This window comes from Enterobacter sp. QK-SA4 (genome assembly GCF_056856775.1).
Genome location: NZ_JBXFXH010000007.1, coordinates 4001548 through 4018929 on the forward strand (window position 1 = coordinate 4001548; position 17382 = coordinate 4018929).

Sequence of the window (17382 nt, forward strand, 5' to 3'; positions counted from 1 at the left end):
CGCCCGAGACCGCTAATTCTCTCCGGTCTCTTAAAAAAATTAAAACTCTTTTCGCAACCAGTTGTTCAGTCGTTTGACCCACGACCCCACTGAGACGCGTTTTTCCACTTCTGCTTCACCACTGAGATGAGATTCCTTCCCGTAGTGGAGCAGGCCCACAGCCGTTGAATAATACGGCTCCTGAGCATAATCCGTTAAACCGGTGATATTCAGCGGCGCACCAATACGCACCTGCGTATGGAACACCCGCTGAGCACAGGCCGCAAGACCTTCAATTTGCGCTGCACCGCCGGTTAATACAATCCCCGCCGCAAGATGATGTTTAACGCCCTGCTGACGAAGCTGTTCCTGTAACTGTAAAATCTCTTCGTTGACCAGGTTGAGCAGCTCGGTATAGCGCGGCTCAATGACCTCTGCCAACGTCTGGCGCTGCAGGCTACGCGGTGGACGACCACCGACGCTCGGCACTTCAACGCTCTCATCTTTGCCAACGATAGATCCCAGCGCACAGCCGTGGCGCACTTTAATCGCTTCTGCATCGCTCGGCGGCGTACCAAAAGCGTAAGCAATATCGCTGGTTACAACGTTCCCGGCATAAGGGATCACTTTCGTGTGGCGCAACGCACCGCCGGTATACACGGCGATATCCATTGTACCACCACCAATATCGACCACACAGACACCCAGTTCACGTTCATCTTCGGTCAGTACGGAATAACTTGCCGCCAGGCCGGCGAAAATAAGTTGGTCAACTTTCAGGCCACAACGTTCAACGGCTTTTACAATGTTCTTCGCCATATCGTTGTGACATGTGATCAGGTGCACTTTTGCCTGCATACGTACGCCAGAAAGACCGACCGGGTTCTTAATCCCTTCCTGGTAGTCAATCGCATATTCCTGCGGAATGACGTGCAGCACGCGATGCTCGTCGCGGACACGCACGGATTTCGCGGTGTGCACAACGTTTTCAACGTCTTCCTGCGTCACTTCTTCTTCGGAAATCGGCACCATACCGATTTCGTTCTGGCAGCTAATATGCTTACCAGAAAGGGCCAGATAGACAGAAGAAATCTGGCAATCTGCCATCAGTTCAGCCTGATCGATGGCGCGCTGAACGCATTTCACCACCGATTCAAGATCGTTTACCCCACCTTTATCCATACCACGGGACGGGCAACTGCCTACGCCAATGATATTGACCATACCGTCGGGCAGAACTTCCCCTACTAAAGCGGCAACCTTCGCGGTGCCAATCTCCAGTCCAACTACCAGTTTTCTGTCCGTCGCCTTGATCATTGTTGTTCTGCCTGTACCTGTGCCTGATTCTATTGCTGATTAGGTTCCTCGACCGGAGCCGGTACCCAACCGACTGCTGCGCCTGAGTCATAGCGCAAATCAACGTAGCTTATCCGTTTGCCGTCAGTCTGTGCCTGCTGCTGTAAAACCGGGTAAAGTTCGACAAAACGCGCCAGACGCTTCATTGTGTCGCCGCGTCCCAGGTTGAGCTTAATGCCGTTTGTTAACGTCAGCTGCCAGGAACGGCGCGCCGTCATGGCTGCATCTTTTAACGTAAACCTGTCCTTCGCCAGCACCTGACCCATTTCGCGAAAACCCTGTAATACTTCGTTTTCGCTACCTTCCGGGCCATACAACATCGGTAAATTTTGCTTGTTGACACGATCGGCCGGGACGCTGAAGGAATTTCCGTCTGCGTCAACCATGTGCTGATCATTCCAACGCGCAATGGGCACATATTCAACCAGATGAATCTTCAATTCATCAGGCCATTGCTTTCTTACGCTCGCCTGTTTTATCCATGGCAGACGTTCTATCTGGCTCTGGATAATATTGACGTCCTGCGTCATAAAGGTGCCAGGTGAGCCCAGCGCCAGTATTGACTGGCGAATATCGTCGTTACGCGTGTAGTGACGCTCACCGGTGACCACCAGCTTAGAAAGCGGCAACCGCTGTGCATCTTCCATCCAGCCCAGGACCATCCAGCCGCTGATAAACACGGTGCACAGCACCCCGAGCAGGAAAATGATGCCTGCAAGACGCGTTCCATTACTGCGGCGTGAAGAGGCGTATTCGTCCTCGTCATCGCGGTTGCGCGTGTTCAATGCAGCCTGAGACATATCAGCCCGCCTGGTCCAGAATGCGTACGACTAACTGCGAGAAACTCATCCCCGCCTGACGCGCGGCCATCGGCACAAGGCTGTGGCTGGTCATTCCCGGAGAGGTATTCGCTTCCAGCAGATAAAATTGTCCATCGCTGTCCTGCATCACGTCGATGCGTCCCCAGCCACGGCAACCCAGAACATGCCAGGCTTTAAGCACCAGGGACTGTAAATCGGCTTCACGCTCAGCTTCAAGACCACAAGGGCAGAAATATTGCGTCTCATCAGAGAGATACTTCGCCTCATAATCATAGAAGGTTCCGGCCGGTTGGATACTGATTGACGGTAAAATTTCTTCGCCAAGCATCGCGACGGTAAATTCCGGCCCGCTGAGCCATTTTTCAATCAGAACTTCTTCATCATGTTGAAATGCCAGCACTAAAGCGGACGAAAGATCTTCAGCTTTGTCGACTTTGGACATTCCCACGCTGGAGCCTTCCCGGCTGGGCTTTACAATAACCGGTAAGCCTAGCTCAGCAATGCGTGCATTAACGCTATCCGACAGGCCCAATTCAAATTCGCGACGCGTCAGCGCTACCCATGGCGCAACAGGTAACCCTGCCCCCTGCCACAGCAGCTTGCTGCGCAGTTTATCCATAGAGATAGCGGAAGCCATCACGCCGCTGCCGGTGTACGGCAGGCCGATCAGATCCAGAAGTCCCTGCAGGGTGCCGTCTTCACCGCCGCGACCATGCAAAGCGATAAAGACTTTATCGAAGCCCATGGCTTTTAATTGCGTCACGTCGACCTCTTTTGGATCAACCAGGTGCGCATTGACGCCACCTTCGCGCAGGCCCGCCAGCACAGCCGCGCCGGAATTCAGGGAAACCTCGCGCTCGGCGGAGGTGCCGCCAGACAGGACAGCAATCTTATCAGCCATGATGCTCATCCTCCTGGGTTTGCGGCTTCAGTTTGATTTCAGCTAAGGTACGGGCGATTTTGCCGATATTTCCCGCACCCTGAATCAGAATCAAATCGTTACCCGTCAGGACCGGTGCCAGAATTTCCGCCACCTGTGCAGGGTCAGAAACCAGAATAGGGTCAACTTTACCGCGTCCACGGATGGTACGACACAGGGAACGGCTGTCAGCACCCGGAATCGGCGTCTCGCCTGCGGCGTACACGTCCAGCATTAACAGGGTGTCTACCTGTGACAGGACGCTGGCGAAATCGTCGTACAGATCGCGCGTACGCGTGAAGCGGTGCGGCTGGAAGATCATCACCAGATTTTTGTCAGGCCAGCCTGTACGCGCGGCTTTAATGGTGGCGTCCACTTCGGTCGGATGGTGGCCGTAGTCGTCCACCAGCATCGCTGTGCCGGCTTTACCGTTAACGGCGTCCAGCGGGAATTCACCGAGAAAGTCGAAACGACGGCCGGTGCCCTGGAAGCTTTCCAGCGCGCGCAGAATGGCATCATCATCAATGCCTTCTTCCGTCGCGACGGCCACAGCCGCTGCGGCATTGAGGGCGTTATGGCGCCCTGGCGCATTCAGCGTGACGTGCAGCAGCTCTTTGTCCTGACGCGCCAGAGTGAAATGCCCCTGCGCACCGATCTGTTTGTACTCTTCCACGCGGACGTCAGCGTCTTCGCTGAAGCCGTAAGTGGTGATTTGACGACCCACGCGCGGCAGCAGCTCGCGGATCACCGGATCGTCAACGCACATGACCGCGCGTCCATAGAACGGCAGGTTGTGCAGGAAGTTGATGAAGGTCTGCTTTAAGTTCTCGAAGTCGCCCTGGTAGGTATCCATATGGTCAGCTTCGATGTTAGTGACAATCGCCACCATCGGCTGCAGGTGCAGGAACGACGCGTCGCTCTCATCCGCTTCAGCAATCAGGTAACGGCTGTGTCCCAGACGCGCATGTACGCCCGCTGCTTTGACCAGACCGCCGTTGACGAACGTCGGGTCGAGACCCGCTTCCGCATAAATACTGGAGACCATCGCCGTGGTCGTGGTTTTACCGTGGGTCCCGGCAATGGCGATGCCGTGACGGAAACGCATCAGTTCCGCCAGCATTTCTGCACGGCGGATCACCGGAATGCGCGCTTCGTGCGCGGCAACGATTTCCGGGTTGTCAGAGGAGATAGCGCTTGAGACCACCACCACGCTCGCATCGCGCACGTTTTCCGGGCGATGGTTGAAATAGATAGTCGCCCCAAGCGACGCCAGCTGCTGCGTTACAGGGTTTGGCGCCAGGTCAGACCCGCTGATCTGATAGCCTTCGTTAGCTAACACTTCGGCAATACCGCCCATGCCAGCACCACCGATGCCAACAAAGTGAATGTGCCGGACGCGACGCATCTCGGGCACGATTGAACGCAGTTTTGCCAGTTGTTGTGTATTCATTCTCTAAACGCCATCGACTACTTAAAATTCGTGCAGCGCAACACGCGCTGCGAGGGTTAAGCCTGGGCTGCCAGGCTCACTTCTTTTGCCACCCGTTCCGTCGCATCAGGGATAGCGGCCGCGCGCGCGCGTTGCGCCATCTCCAGCAGTGCGTCTCTGTTCCAGCCCGCCAGGGTGGTGGCGACCGCGTCGGCGGTAAATTGTGGCTGCTCAAATATCTTCGCGGCACCGGCTTTCTCAAGCGGCAGCGCATTCCAGTACTGCTGTCTGTCTTTGTGCTGGAACGGCACAAACAGGGCCGGCAGACCCGCGGCGGCGATCTCGCTCACCGTCAGCGCGCCTGAACGACAGACCACGACATCGGCCCAGGCATACGCTGCCGCCATGTCGTCGATAAACTCTGTGACTTTATGCTGCGGCTGGCCTTCGTCTGCGTACGCTTGCTCAACGGTCTGCTGAGCGCCTTTTCCGCTCTGGTGCCAGATCGTCACGGTATCCCCCAGCTTTGCGGCAACCTGCGGCATCGTCTGGTTTAGAATGCGTGCGCCCTGAGAGCCGCCGACGACCAGTACACGAACCGGCCCTTCACGGCCCGTCAGGCGAGCATCCGGTAGCGGCAGCGCCAGCACGTCCACACGCACCGGGTTACCCACCACGTCCGCTTTCGGGAACGCGCCGGGAAATGCCTGCATAACTTTGGTAGCGATTTTCGCCAGCCACTTGTTGGTCAGTCCGGCAATACCGTTCTGTTCATGCAGCACAACGGGAATGCCTAACGACCACGCCGCCAGCCCGCCAGGACCCGAGACATAACCGCCCATGCCCAGCACCACATCTGGCTTAAAGCGCTTCATGATGGTGCGCGCCTGACGCCAGGCGTTAAAAATACGCACCGGTGCCAGCAGCATTGCCTTGAGGCCTTTGCCCCGAAGGCCGGAAATACGAATAAAGTCGATCTCAATACCGTGCTTCGGTACCAGATCGGCTTCCATGCGGTCTGCGGTTCCCAGCCAGCGTACCTGCCAGCCCTGATCCATTAAATGGTGCGCAACCGCCAGTCCCGGGAACACGTGTCCACCGGTACCGCCTGCCATCACCATTAACCGCTTCGGTTGATTCATCGTGAACCTCGTGTAAACGCCTGGGCTTTTTCCAGACGCGTTTCATAATCTATGCGCAACAAAAACATGATGGCCGTCGACATAATCAACAGACTGGAACCACCATAACTGATCAACGGCAACGTCAGACCTTTGGTCGGCAGCATACCCGCTGCGGCCCCGACGTTAACCAATGCCTGGAAGCTAAACCAGATACCAATTGAACAGGCTAAGAATCCTGAGAAGCGGTGATCGATCTCCAGCGCTTTCCGCCCGATGGACATGGCGCGGAAAGCGACGAAGAATACCATTAATAGCGCTAATACCACACCGATATAACCCAGTTCTTCCGCAATAATGGAGAAGATGAAGTCAGTATGCGCTTCCGGTAAATACTCCAGTTTCTGTACTGAGTTACCCAGCCCCTGCCCCCAGACTTCACCGCGACCAAAGGCCATCAGCGACTGCGTCAGCTGATAACCGCTGCCGAACGGATCTTCCCACGGGTTCCAGAACGAGGTTACACGGCGAATACGGTAAGGCTCGGCGAGGATCAGCAGCACAACCGCTGAAATCCCCATCCCGATGATAGCGATGAACTGCCACAGCTTCGCGCCCGCCAGGAACAGCATCGCCAGGGTGGTAACGAACAGCACGACAACGGTACCGAGGTCAGGCTGCGCCAGCAGTAATACCGCCAGCACCAGAATCACGCCCATCGGTTTTAAGAAGCCGCGCAGGTTGTTACGCACTTCATCTACCTTACGCACCAGGTAGTTAGCGAGGTAGCAGAACAGGGAGAGCTTGGTAAATTCCGCAGGCTGAATGCGCAGCGGGCCAAAGGCGATCCAGCGTGATGCGCCGTTAACAGAGCTCCCCACCACCAGCACGATCAGCAGCATAATAATCGAGGCGATCAGCATCGCCGTACTGTGCCGCTGCCAGAACTCCATCGGCAGACGCAAGGTCACCAGCGCCAGGCAGAATGCCAGGATAATGTACAGACCATCACGCTTGGCAAACAGGAAAGGATCGTTCGCCAGACGCTGCCCGACGGGCATTGAAGCTGACGTGACCATAATGAAGCCGACCGCCGCCAGCCCCATCGTGAGCCAGAACAGCGTGCGATCGTACATGACCAGGCTGTCGTTATCTTTTTGACGAGAGCCCATCACCCAGCCTTTGAGCGCCGCAAACACCCATGCCAGGATCCCAAATCCTGGCAGGCGCGGCATTTTCAGGCGAGGGAGAGATAAACGCATTAGCCTAACTCCTTCGCCAGGCGGGTAAAGACATCACCACGCTGTTCGAAATTCTTGAATTGATCGAGGCTGGCGCAGGCCGGAGAGAGCAGCACCATATCGCCTGGCTTCACGCGAGGGGCAATCAGCCGCATCGCCTGTTCCATGGTTTCGGTTTGCTCGGCAACCTCAGGGCGCAGTTCAGCCAGCTCGCTGCCGTCACGGCCGAAGCAGTACAGGCGGATGTTATCTCCGGCGAGATACGGCTTCAGGGAGGAGAAATCCGCTGATTTACCGTCGCCGCCCAGCAGTAAATGCAGGGTGCCGTCAACGTGCAGGCCATTCAGCGCGGCCTCGGTGCTGCCCACGTTGGTGGCTTTGGAGTCGTTGATCCAGCGCACGCCGTTGTGCTCCAGCGCCAGCTGGAAACGGTGCGCCAGACCAGAAAACGTGGTTAACGCTTTCAGGCTGGAGGAGCGCGGAAGTCCTACTGCATCCGCCAGCGCCAGCGCCGCCAGGGCATTGGTATAGTTGTGCTGACCTGAGAGCTTCATCTCTTTCACGTTCAGCACTTTCTCACCCTTCACGCGCAGCCAGGTTTCGCCCAGCTGACGGTTCAGGTGGTAATCGCCCATCGTGATACCGAAGCTAATACAGCGATCGTCTGCGCCACGCACCGGCATGGTTAGCGCGTCATCGGCGTTAACAACGCAGACTTTGGCATTTTCATAAACGCGGAGCTTGGCGGCACGGTACTGCTGAAGACCAAATGGATACCTGTCCATATGATCTTCAGTCACGTTGAGGATCGTCGCAGCCGCAGCGTGCAGGCTGGAGGTGGTTTCCAGCTGGAAGCTGGAAAGCTCGAGAACATACAGCTCGCAGCCTTTGTCCAGCAGCATCAGAGCGGGTAAACCAATGTTACCGCCAACGCCGACGTTCATTCCCGCCGCTTTCGCCATTTCACCCACCAGGGTGGTGACGGTGCTTTTACCGTTAGAACCGGTAATGGCGATAACGGGCGCCTGCGCTTCGCGGCAGAAGAGTTCGATATCGCCGACAATCTCAACGCCCGCATCCGCGGCAGCGCTCAGCGAAGGATGCGCCAGCGCCATACCTGGGCTTGCGACAATCAGATCGGCTGCCAGCAGCCAGTCATCATTCAGACCACCAAGGTGGCGTTCAACCTGTTCCGGCAGTTTGTCCAGACCCGGCGGAGAGACACGCGTATCCATCACGCGCGGCGTCACGCCGCGTGCGAGGAAAAAGTCCACGCAGGAGAGCCCCGTGAGACCCAACCCGATGATAACGACTTTTTTGCCCTGGTAATCTGCCATGATTAACGTACCTTCAGCGTTGCCAGGCCAATCAGCACCAGCATCAGCGAAATAATCCAGAAGCGCACAATCACGCGCGGCTCCGGCCAGCCTTTCAGTTCATAGTGGTGGTGAATCGGCGCCATACGGAAGATGCGCTGACCGCGCAGCTTGAAGGAACCGACCTGCAAAATCACCGACAGGGTTTCAACCACAAACACGCCGCCCATGATCACCAGCAGGAACTCCTGACGCAGCAGTACGGCGATAATGCCGAGCGCACCGCCCAAAGCCAGAGAACCGACGTCACCCATAAAGACCTGCGCCGGATAGGTGTTGAACCACAGGAAGCCCAGCCCCGCGCCGACAATCGCCGTACAGACGATCACCAGCTCACCCGCGTGGCGCAGATAAGGGATGTGCAGATAATTTGCAAAGTTCATGTTACCGGTCGCCCACGCCACCAGCGCAAAACCGGCGGCCACAAAGACGGTTGGCATAATCGCCAGACCATCCAGGCCGTCGGTCAGGTTAACGGCGTTGCCGGTACCAACAATCACAAAGTAGGCCAGCAGGATGTAGAACAGCCCCAGCTGCGGCATCACGTCCTTAAAGAACGGCACGACCAGCTCGGTGGCTGGCGTGTCTTTGCCTGCCAGATACAGTGCGAAGGCCACGCCCAGCGCGATCACCGACATCCAGAAATATTTCCAGCGCGCGATCAGGCCCTTAGTATCTTTGCGAACGACTTTGCGGTAATCATCAACAAAACCGATGATCCCGTAACCCACCAGTACCGTCAGAACGCACCAGACGTACGGGTTGGAGGGATACGCCCACAGCAGCACGGAAACGACGATGGCGGTCAGGATCATGATCCCGCCCATCGTCGGCGTACCGCGCTTGCTGAAGTGCGATTCCGGACCGTCGTTACGCACAACCTGGCCGAAAGAGAGTTTTTGCAGACGGGCAATCATGCGCGGGCCCATCCACAACGAGATGAACAGCGCAGTCAGCAGGCTGACGATGGCGCGAAACGTCAGATACGAAAAGACGTTAAAGCCTGAATAATATTTGACCAAATGTTCGGCCAGCCAAACTAACATGTCCCGTTCTCCTGTAATGCGTGCACAACCTCTTCCATGGCGGCACTACGTGAACCTTTCACTAACACAGTCACAATTTGTTTTTCTGTAATCAACGCCTTAAGGCGCGCTATCAACGCGGTTTTATCAGCAAAATGCTCGCCAACGCCGCTGGCATGGCTAATCGCCTGGCTCAGTTTTCCTGCGCTCAGCACGCAGTCCAGCCCCGCCGCTTTCGCCGCTTCACCGACCTGGGTATGGCAGGCTTCGCTTTCGTCGCCCAGCTCTGCCATATCGCCCACCACCATGATGCGATAGCCCGGCATTTCAGATAACACCTGCACCGCCGCCGTCATTGAGCCAACGTTCGCGTTGTAGGAGTCATCCAGCAGCAGCTTGTTTTCCGAAAGCTGAATCGGGAACAGACGCCCCGGCACGGCTTTCAGGTTCGCCAGCCCGGTTTTAATCGCTTCATGCGACGCGCCCACCGCCGTCGACAACGCCGCCGCCGCAAGCGCATTGGCGATGTTATGGCGACCCGGCAGCGGCAGCAGCACATCAATGCCACCCGTTGGGGTGGTGAGGGTGAACTCCGTACCGTGCGACGTCACGTGGATATTGGTCGCGGTAAAATCACTGCTGGCCGCATTCGGCGAGAAGCGCCAGGTTTTACGCGAACCAATGATGCTTTGCCAGTTCAGCCAGTCGTTGTTGTCGGCGTTCAGGATGGCGATACCGTCATCCGGCAGGCCGGTATAAATCTCACCTTTGGCTTTCGCTACGCCTTCCAGCGAGCCAAAACCTTCCAGATGCGCCGCCGCGAGGTTGTTCACCAGCGCGGCTTCCGGGCGAGTCAGGCTCACGGTCCAGGCGATTTCGCCCTGGTGGTTCGCCCCTAACTCGATCACCGCAAATTCGTGTTCTTTAGTCAGACGGAGTAATGTCATCGGCACGCCGATGTCATTATTGAGGTTGCCCGCGGTATAAAGCGTATTCCCGCACTGGCTGAGGATCGCCGCCGTCATCTCTTTCACCGACGTCTTGCCTGATGAACCGGTCAAGGCGACAACGCGAGTAGGGACCTGCTGACGAACCCAGGCGGCCAGCTCACCGAACGCGAGACGCGTATCTTTCACCACAATTTGCGGCAGATCGATATCGAGCCTGCGGCTGACGAGCAGCGCACCAGCGCCGTTCTCTTTGGCCTGTTCCGCAAAATCATGTGCGTCAAAACGCTCGCCTTTCAGCGCCACAAACAGACAGCCTGCGGTGATTTTACGGGTGTCCGTCGTTACGGCATCAATGGTCAGGTCTTGCCCGTAGAGGTCGCCCTGCAGAATAGCAGCGGCCTGGCTTAACGTGATGCTAATCATGCCACGACTCCCAGCAGGCGTGCTGCCGTTACGCGGTCCGAGTAGTCCAGACGGCGATTGCCAACGATCTGATAATCTTCATGGCCTTTGCCCGCCAGCAGAACAACATCATTCTCCTGCGCCTGCATGATGGTGTTGGTCACGGCTTCCGCACGCCCTTCCACCACGCGAGCGCGGCCCGCGTCCAGCATGCCCGCCAGAATGTCATTAATAATGGCGCGCGGCTCTTCGGTACGCGGGTTGTCATCGGTCACAACCGGAATATCTGCAAACTGCTCGGCAATAGCCCCCATCAGCGGGCGTTTGCCTTTGTCGCGATCGCCGCCGCAGCCAAACACGCACCAGAGCTTCCCTGTGCAGTGCAGGCGCGCCGCCTCCAGCGCTTTTTCCAGCGCATCCGGCGTGTGGGCATAATCAACCACAACGGTCGGTTTGCCCGGCGCGCTGAACACTTCCATACGGCCGCAAACAGGCTGCAGACGCGCTGAGGTTTTCAGCAGTTCAGCCATCGGATAACCCAGCGCCAGCAGCGTTGCCAGCGCCAGCAGCAGGTTGCTGACGTTAAAGGCGCCCATCAGGCGGCTTTCAATTTCACCTTCCCCCCAGGAAGAGGCAAAGCGGATTGTCGCTCCGCTGTCGTGATAATTCACCTCAACCGCCTTCAGCCAGCGGCCGTGGCAGTTCGGATTGATATGGTCTTCCATCGACACTGCAACCGCATCCGGCAGTTTCGCCAGCCAGCGGCGGCCCACTTCGTCGTCGGCGTTGATGATGGCTTGTCCGTAATGGTGAGTAGAGAACAGCAGCCATTTCGCGGCTTCGTAATGCTCCATATCACCGTGATAATCAAGATGATCGCGGCTCAGGTTGGTAAACACGGACGCGGCAAATTTCAGCGCCGCGACGCGGTGCTGAACCAGACCGTGCGAAGAGACTTCCATCGCAGCAAAGGTTGCCCCCTGCCCTGCCAGACCGGCAAGCACATGCTGTACGTCTACCGCCGAGCCGGTGGTGTTTTCCGTCGGGCTCACTTTGCCCAGCAGGCCGTTACCCACGGTACCCATCACCGCACCGGTTTCACCCAGCAGCTGGGCCCACTGCGCCATCAGCTGCGTGGTAGTGGTTTTACCGTTGGTACCCGTCACGCCAACCAGGCACAGCTGGTCGGAAGGTTCGTGATAAAAACGCCCCGCCAGCGCGGAAAGACGCTCGTTTAACTGGCTGAGATAGATGACCGGCACCCCGTGCATTTCACGGATCGCACCGTCGGTTGCCTCATCTTTGGCCTCAGCAATAATGGCAGCCACACCTTGCGCAATCGCCTGCGGGATATAACGACGCCCGTCCGCCTGATGACCGACCACCGCCACAAAAAGATCGCCAGAAGCAGCCACGCGGCTGTCCAGTACCATCTCTCGCAGTGCTCGCTCCGGTGCATTTGGCACCCACGGAGCGAGAAGGTCGCGCAAATTACGATCTGCCACCTGTACCCTCGCCTTGATTAATTACAAATTCACTTTTTTCGCCCGTCGCCAGCGCATCCGGCTCGATGTTCATGGTGCGTAACACGCCGCCCATGATAGCCCCGAACACAGGCGCGGAGACGGCGCCGCCGTAGTATTTACCCGCCTGTGGATCGTTTATCACGACCACCAGCGCAAAACGCGGATTGCTTGCAGGCGCAACGCCTGCGGTATAGGCAATGTATTTATTGATATAGCGGCCGTCCGGCCCTACTTTTTTCGCCGTACCGGTCTTGATGGCGATGCGATAACCTTTGATTGCCGCCTTCACGCCGCCGCCGCCGGGCAGCGCTACGCTTTCCATCATATGAACAACAGTACGGACGGTTGATTCCGGGAAGATACGCTCGCCGGGAACCGGTGGATCAACTTTGGTAATCGACAGCGGACGATAAACGCCATAGCTGCCGATCGTTGCGTAGACTCGCGCTAACTGTAACGGTGTCACCATTAGCCCGTAGCCGAAAGAGAAGGTGGCCCTCTCTATGTCAGACCACCGTTGTTTTTGAGGATATAAGCCACTGCGTTCTCCGACCAACCCCAAATTGGTCGCCTTTCCAAGCCCAAAACGTGAGTAAGTCTCTACTAACGCTGAGGACGGCATCGCTAACGCCAGCTTTGAAACACCGACGTTACTCGACTTCTGTAACACCCCGGTCAGGGTCAATTCGCTGTAGCGCGCCACGTCTTTGATTTCGTGGCCGTTAATTCGGTATGGAATGGTATTCAGTACGGTGTTTTCATTGACGATACCGCGCTGGAGTGCAGTCATGACTACCATCGGCTTAACGGTCGAACCCGGTTCGAATACGTCGGTGATGGTACGGTTACGCATAACATCCTTCTGCGTACCGGTGAGATTGTTAGGGTTGTAGGAAGGGCTATTGGCCATCGCCAGCACTTCACCCGTGTTGACGTCGACTAACACGGCACTGCCCGATTCCGCTTTGTTGAAGGCCACGGCGTTGTTCAGCTCACGGTAAACCAGCGCCTGCAAGCGCTCATCGATACTCAGCGCAAGGTTGTGTGCGGCCTGGCTGTCCGTAGAGGAAATATCCTCGATCACGCGACCGTAGCGGTCTTTACGCACAATGCGTTCGCCCGGCTGGCCGGTTAGCCATTTATCAAAGCTTTTTTCGACGCCTTCAATCCCCTGGCTATCTACGTTAGTAAAGCCAATGAGGTGAGCAGTCACTTCGCCGGAAGGATAGTAACGACGAGATTCTTCACGCAGATGGATCCCCGGCAGCTTCAATTTTTTGATGTAGTCTGCCATGTCAGGGTTCACCTGACGTGCCAGATAGATAAACCGCCCTCGCGGGTTCGTATTTACGCGTGAAGCTAACTGGTCAAGCGGCATCTTCAGCGCATCCGCAAGGGCCTTCCAGCGGTTATCAAGCGTGATCCCGCCAGCATCATGCAGTTCTTTAGGATCGGCCCAGATCGCCTTCACCGGCACGCTCACCGCCAGCGGACGACCCGAACGGTCGGTGATCATCCCGCGGGATGTCGACACTTCCTGGACGCGCAGGGAGCGCATGTCGCCCTGGCGCACCAGCATGTCAGGGGCGATGATTTGCAGCCAGGCCACGCGTCCCAGCAGAAAACCCAGAGCGAGTAAAATGCAGCCGCAAAGCAACGCAAAACGCCAACTGACAAAGTTGGCCTGTTCTTCCTGACGTTTTGGTTTTAGCGTTTTTGCCGCTGCTTTCATGCGTCGCGTTTTCCCTTATTTTTGTACTACGATATTTTCCTGCGAAGGATCAACATGCTGCAGTTGCAGCTTTTCCGTTGCGATCCGTTCAACCCGGCTGTGATCGCCGAGCGCGTTTTCTTCAAGGATCAGATTTCGCCATTCAATATCCAGCGCATCGCGTTCCAGTACCATCTGCTCGCGTTGCGCAGTCAATAAACGTGTATGGTGGGCGGTGGTCACCACCGTAACTGCCGTGACAATGATGCAAATGAACAGACAGAGTGGCAGTTTCCCAAACCGCAAAAGATCGTCGCCGATCACGCCAGGCAAGGCATGGCGCTCGTTGCTTCCTAACGAATCCTTAACTTTGCTTAGGGTCTCTGTCACTCTGCCGATCATGCGTTCGTCCTCTCTGCAACACGCAGCACTGAACTACGGGCGCGTGGATTCTCTGCCACTTCTTCTTCGCCCGGCATCAACTTGCCTAATGCTCGCAACTGACGGCCACCCAGCTTCCTGAGTTGTTCTTCCGTCATCGGCAGCCCCGCTGGCACCTTTGGACCGCGGCTTTGTTCACGCATAAAGCGTTTCACAATACGGTCTTCCAGCGAATGGAAGCTGATGATGGATAACCGCCCACCCGGGGCCAGCACGTCGAGCGAGCTTTTTAGCGCCAGCTCTATTTCCTCCAGTTCACTGTTTACCCAGATGCGAACCGCCTGGAAGGTACGGGTCGCGGGATGTTTGTGCTTATCCTTCACCGGTGTCGCCGCCGCGATCACCTCAGCCAACTCTTTGGTGCGGGTCATTGGCTCAATGCGATTGCGCTCAACGATGGCGCGCGCAATACGTTTGCCAAAGCGCTCTTCGCCAAACGTTTTGATGACCCATGCAATGTCTGCTTCGTCAGCGGTCTGTAACCACTCAGCGGCAGACTGACCGCGCGTCGGGTCCATCCGCATGTCCAGCGGACCATCACGCATAAAGGAGAAACCACGTTCGGCATCATCAAGTTGGGGTGAAGAGACGCCAAGATCGAGAAGAATCCCGTCGATCTTGCCCGTCAGGCCGCGCTCGGCAACATATTCCGCGAGCGCAGAGAAAGGTCCATGCACGATGGAAAAGCGTGGATCATTGATGGTCTGTGCAACGGCAATTGCCTGCGGATCGCGATCGATTGCCAGCAGACGTCCTTCCTCTCCAAGCTGGGAGAGAATCAAACGCGAGTGACCACCGCGACCAAACGTGCCATCAATGTAGATGCCATCCGGACGAATATTCAGACCGTTAACGGCCTCGTCCAGTAACACCGTTTTATGTTTATAATTTTCCATCATATTTATAGAGACAAGTCCTGCAGCCGTTCCGATAATGTCGCGGAATCAGACTGCTCAGCGTCGATATCTTCCTTGACCTGTTGATACCAGGTCGTTTCATCCCACAGTTCAAACTTGTTGAACTGCCCGACCAGCATCACTTCTTTGGTCAGACCGGCATGTTGCCGCAACACAGGCGCAATCAGTAATCGCCCTGCGTTATCCATCTGACATTCACTGGCATGTCCCAATAAAAGCCGCTGCACGCGGCGTTCCTGCGGGTTCATGCTCGACAGTCGCGACAGCTTTTGCTCAATAATTTCCCATTCAGGCAAGGGGTAAAGCAGCAGGCAGGGGGAGTTAATGTCAATGGTGCAAACCATTTGACCCGCAGCGTTCTCAATCAGCTGGTCGCGGTATCGGGTTGGTACCGATAAACGCCCTTTGCTGTCGAGATTGACTAACGTAGCTCCACGGAACATGCCAGTCTCACCCCTCCTCACCACTTTAACCCACAAATTCCCACCTAAAGGAGTTTACGGAGCGAGGGAAAAGCTTGTCAAGCCAGGACTCTCCCTATAAGAACCCGAAAGCCCTCTATTTACAGAGATAAACAGTCCTGGTTAATAACTGCACAACTGGCGAGGCAAAATTAACGTTATGAATATTTGTAAGAAAAAAACCGAATATGCACACTAGCGTTAAAGCTCACTCAATATCATCGCAGATAAATATAAAGTGTCAGTTTGCGACGCGGGCAGCATTTTATGACAGATTCTCAGGGGATAACAGCGCCAGATTCACTCGGGCACCCGGTAAGCGCGGCGGTTGCCACGTAAGCTGACAAAGGAGGAGGAAAAACGTCTGAATATTCATCGGCCGAAGAGGGTTTGTAACAAATTAATACAAAGATGGCTGTTTAAAATCGCCCGGACGTTCTTTAAAGGGCCAATTTAAAAGCAGGAATGAATTAAGAAAATAGGCGATTAGGATTTCTCAAGAATTATCCTAATTTCTCTCCGGGAATTATGCGCACGAATTATCGCAACAAAATGGGGCAGATTTCGCCGCCCCAGTCATTTCATTTTTGGCGGCTTAAAATTCCGCGATGGTAGAGATTACGTTTGATCCGCGTCAGGCCCGGCTTCGGTTTGCGCGGCTCATCCAGACTTGCCAGCACAATCTCCAGCACGCGTTCAGCCACATCGCGGTGACGCTGTGCTACCGCCAGCACCGGGCACTGGAGGAAGTCGAGCAGCTCGTTATCCCCGAACGTGGCAATCGCCAGATCGGAGGGCAGTTTACCTTCACGGCGTAAGGTCACATCCATGACGCCCTGCAACAGCGCAAACGAGGTGGTGAACAGCGCCTGAGGCATTGGGTGCGTTTCCAGCCATTTTTCGAACAGCTGCGCCGCGGCTTCACGCTCGTAGCTATTGGCATAGAGGTAGTGGACCTCGCGCGGATCGTCTTTCCAGGCGGTTCTGAATCCCTGCTCGCGCAGGAAGCTCACGGAAAGCTCGGGCAACGCGCCAAGATACAGCACTGTCTCTGCGGGGAACGTTCTCAGCTCTGCGGCCAGCATTTCTGCATCATCCTGATCCGCACCCACGACGCTGGTGAAATGCTCGCGATCGAGCGCGCGATCCAGCGCAACGATTGGGAACGGGTCGTTCGCCCAGCGCTGGTAGAACGGATGCTCTGGCGGCAAGGAGGTCGACACGATGATTGCATCCACCTGGCGCTGGAGCAGATGCTCAATGCAGCGCATCTCGTTGTCGGGCTGGTCTTCCGAGCAGGCAATCAGCAATTGATAGCCGCGCTGGCGCGCCTGACGTTCAAGATAGTTGGCGATACGGGTATAGCTGGTGTTTTCCAGGTCAGGGATCACCAGACCAATAGAGCGGGTACGCCCGGCACGCAGACCGGCTGCGACAGCATTCGGATGGTAGTTATGCTCACGAACCACCGCCATAACTTTTTCAACGGTCTTGTCGCTGACACGGTACTGCTTTGCTTTACCGTTAATCACATAGCTGGCCGTTGTTCGTGACACGCCGGCTAGCCGGGCGATTTCATCCAGTTTCACAATTGCCCCTTAAAAAAAGAAAAGAGTCCATGGCCCTGTCAAGGTTATGGTTAAATCTTTTAACATCTAAACGCAGAAAAGCCTTCGCGGCAACCGCTTTTATCTGCGTTGTCGGCTG

15 protein-coding genes are annotated in these 17382 nt (G+C 56.2%); all 15 read right to left on the reverse strand.

Going from position 1 to position 17382, the window contains the following annotated elements:
* Nucleotides 1–39 precede the first annotated feature (39 nt).
* Nucleotides 40–1296 carry a cell division protein FtsA gene (ftsA, locus tag AC1VYI_RS20920; protein ID WP_023334508.1) on the reverse strand — a complete coding sequence of 419 codons (1257 nt, stop codon included), beginning with the start codon at nucleotides 1294–1296 and terminating at the stop codon, nucleotides 40–42.
* 29 nt (nucleotides 1297–1325) lie between these two features.
* A complete protein-coding gene (ftsQ, locus tag AC1VYI_RS20925) occupies nucleotides 1326–2135 on the reverse strand; it encodes a cell division protein FtsQ (protein WP_134866803.1) in 810 nt (269 codons plus the stop codon).
* Nucleotide 2136: 1 nt separating this feature from the next.
* The gene (locus AC1VYI_RS20930; RefSeq protein WP_134866804.1) at nucleotides 2137–3057 is read right to left on the reverse strand and encodes a D-alanine--D-alanine ligase; all 921 of its coding nucleotides are present in this window, start codon (nucleotides 3055–3057) and stop codon (nucleotides 2137–2139) included.
* Entirely contained in the window at nucleotides 3050–4525 is a 1476-nt protein-coding gene (gene murC, locus AC1VYI_RS20935) for a UDP-N-acetylmuramate--L-alanine ligase (protein WP_134866805.1), read from the reverse strand. The genes AC1VYI_RS20930 and murC overlap by 8 nt, the downstream gene beginning before the upstream one ends.
* A gap of 56 nt (nucleotides 4526–4581) precedes the next feature.
* Nucleotides 4582–5646 (reverse strand): undecaprenyldiphospho-muramoylpentapeptide beta-N-acetylglucosaminyltransferase, encoded by a 1065-nt coding sequence (gene murG, locus AC1VYI_RS20940; RefSeq protein ID WP_039260813.1) that lies wholly within the window; start codon nucleotides 5644–5646, stop codon nucleotides 4582–4584.
* A complete protein-coding gene (ftsW, locus tag AC1VYI_RS20945) occupies nucleotides 5643–6887 on the reverse strand; it encodes a cell division protein FtsW (RefSeq protein ID WP_023310395.1) in 1245 nt (414 codons plus the stop codon). Before ftsW ends, murG begins: the two co-directional genes overlap by 4 nt.
* Nucleotides 6887–8203, reverse strand: coding sequence for a UDP-N-acetylmuramoyl-L-alanine--D-glutamate ligase (gene murD / locus AC1VYI_RS20950; protein WP_045355138.1), 1317 nt, complete (start codon nucleotides 8201–8203; stop codon nucleotides 6887–6889). Before murD ends, ftsW begins: the two co-directional genes overlap by 1 nt.
* A gap of 2 nt (nucleotides 8204–8205) precedes the next feature.
* A complete protein-coding gene (mraY, locus tag AC1VYI_RS20955) occupies nucleotides 8206–9288 on the reverse strand; it encodes a phospho-N-acetylmuramoyl-pentapeptide-transferase (protein WP_008501985.1) in 1083 nt (360 codons plus the stop codon).
* Nucleotides 9282–10640, reverse strand: a complete 1359-nt coding sequence (murF, locus tag AC1VYI_RS20960; RefSeq protein ID WP_134866806.1) for a UDP-N-acetylmuramoyl-tripeptide--D-alanyl-D-alanine ligase — start codon at nucleotides 10638–10640, stop codon at nucleotides 9282–9284. Before murF ends, mraY begins: the two co-directional genes overlap by 7 nt.
* Nucleotides 10637–12124 carry a UDP-N-acetylmuramoyl-L-alanyl-D-glutamate--2,6-diaminopimelate ligase gene (murE, locus tag AC1VYI_RS20965; protein WP_134866807.1) on the reverse strand — a complete coding sequence of 496 codons (1488 nt, stop codon included), beginning with the start codon at nucleotides 12122–12124 and terminating at the stop codon, nucleotides 10637–10639. The genes murF and murE overlap by 4 nt, the downstream gene beginning before the upstream one ends.
* Complete coding sequence (locus AC1VYI_RS20970) at nucleotides 12111–13877, reverse strand: peptidoglycan glycosyltransferase FtsI (RefSeq protein WP_023310391.1); 1767 nt, start codon at nucleotides 13875–13877, stop codon at nucleotides 12111–12113. The genes murE and AC1VYI_RS20970 overlap by 14 nt, the downstream gene beginning before the upstream one ends.
* Nucleotides 13878–13892: 15 nt before the next feature.
* On the reverse strand, nucleotides 13893–14258 hold the full coding sequence (gene ftsL / locus AC1VYI_RS20975; protein WP_008501989.1) for a cell division protein FtsL: 366 nt from the start codon (nucleotides 14256–14258) through the stop codon (nucleotides 13893–13895).
* Nucleotides 14255–15196: a 16S rRNA (cytosine(1402)-N(4))-methyltransferase RsmH gene (gene rsmH, locus AC1VYI_RS20980; protein ID WP_134866808.1), complete on the reverse strand. Its 942-nt coding sequence runs from the start codon at nucleotides 15194–15196 to the stop codon at nucleotides 14255–14257. Before rsmH ends, ftsL begins: the two co-directional genes overlap by 4 nt.
* A 2-nt stretch (nucleotides 15197–15198) precedes the next feature.
* A complete protein-coding gene (mraZ, locus tag AC1VYI_RS20985; protein WP_021240528.1) occupies nucleotides 15199–15657 on the reverse strand; it encodes a division/cell wall cluster transcriptional repressor MraZ in 459 nt (152 codons plus the stop codon).
* 599 nt (nucleotides 15658–16256) lie between these two features.
* Nucleotides 16257–17264: a catabolite repressor/activator gene (gene cra, locus AC1VYI_RS20990; protein WP_008501993.1), complete on the reverse strand. Its 1008-nt coding sequence runs from the start codon at nucleotides 17262–17264 to the stop codon at nucleotides 16257–16259.
* Nucleotides 17265–17382: the final 118 nt, after the last annotated feature.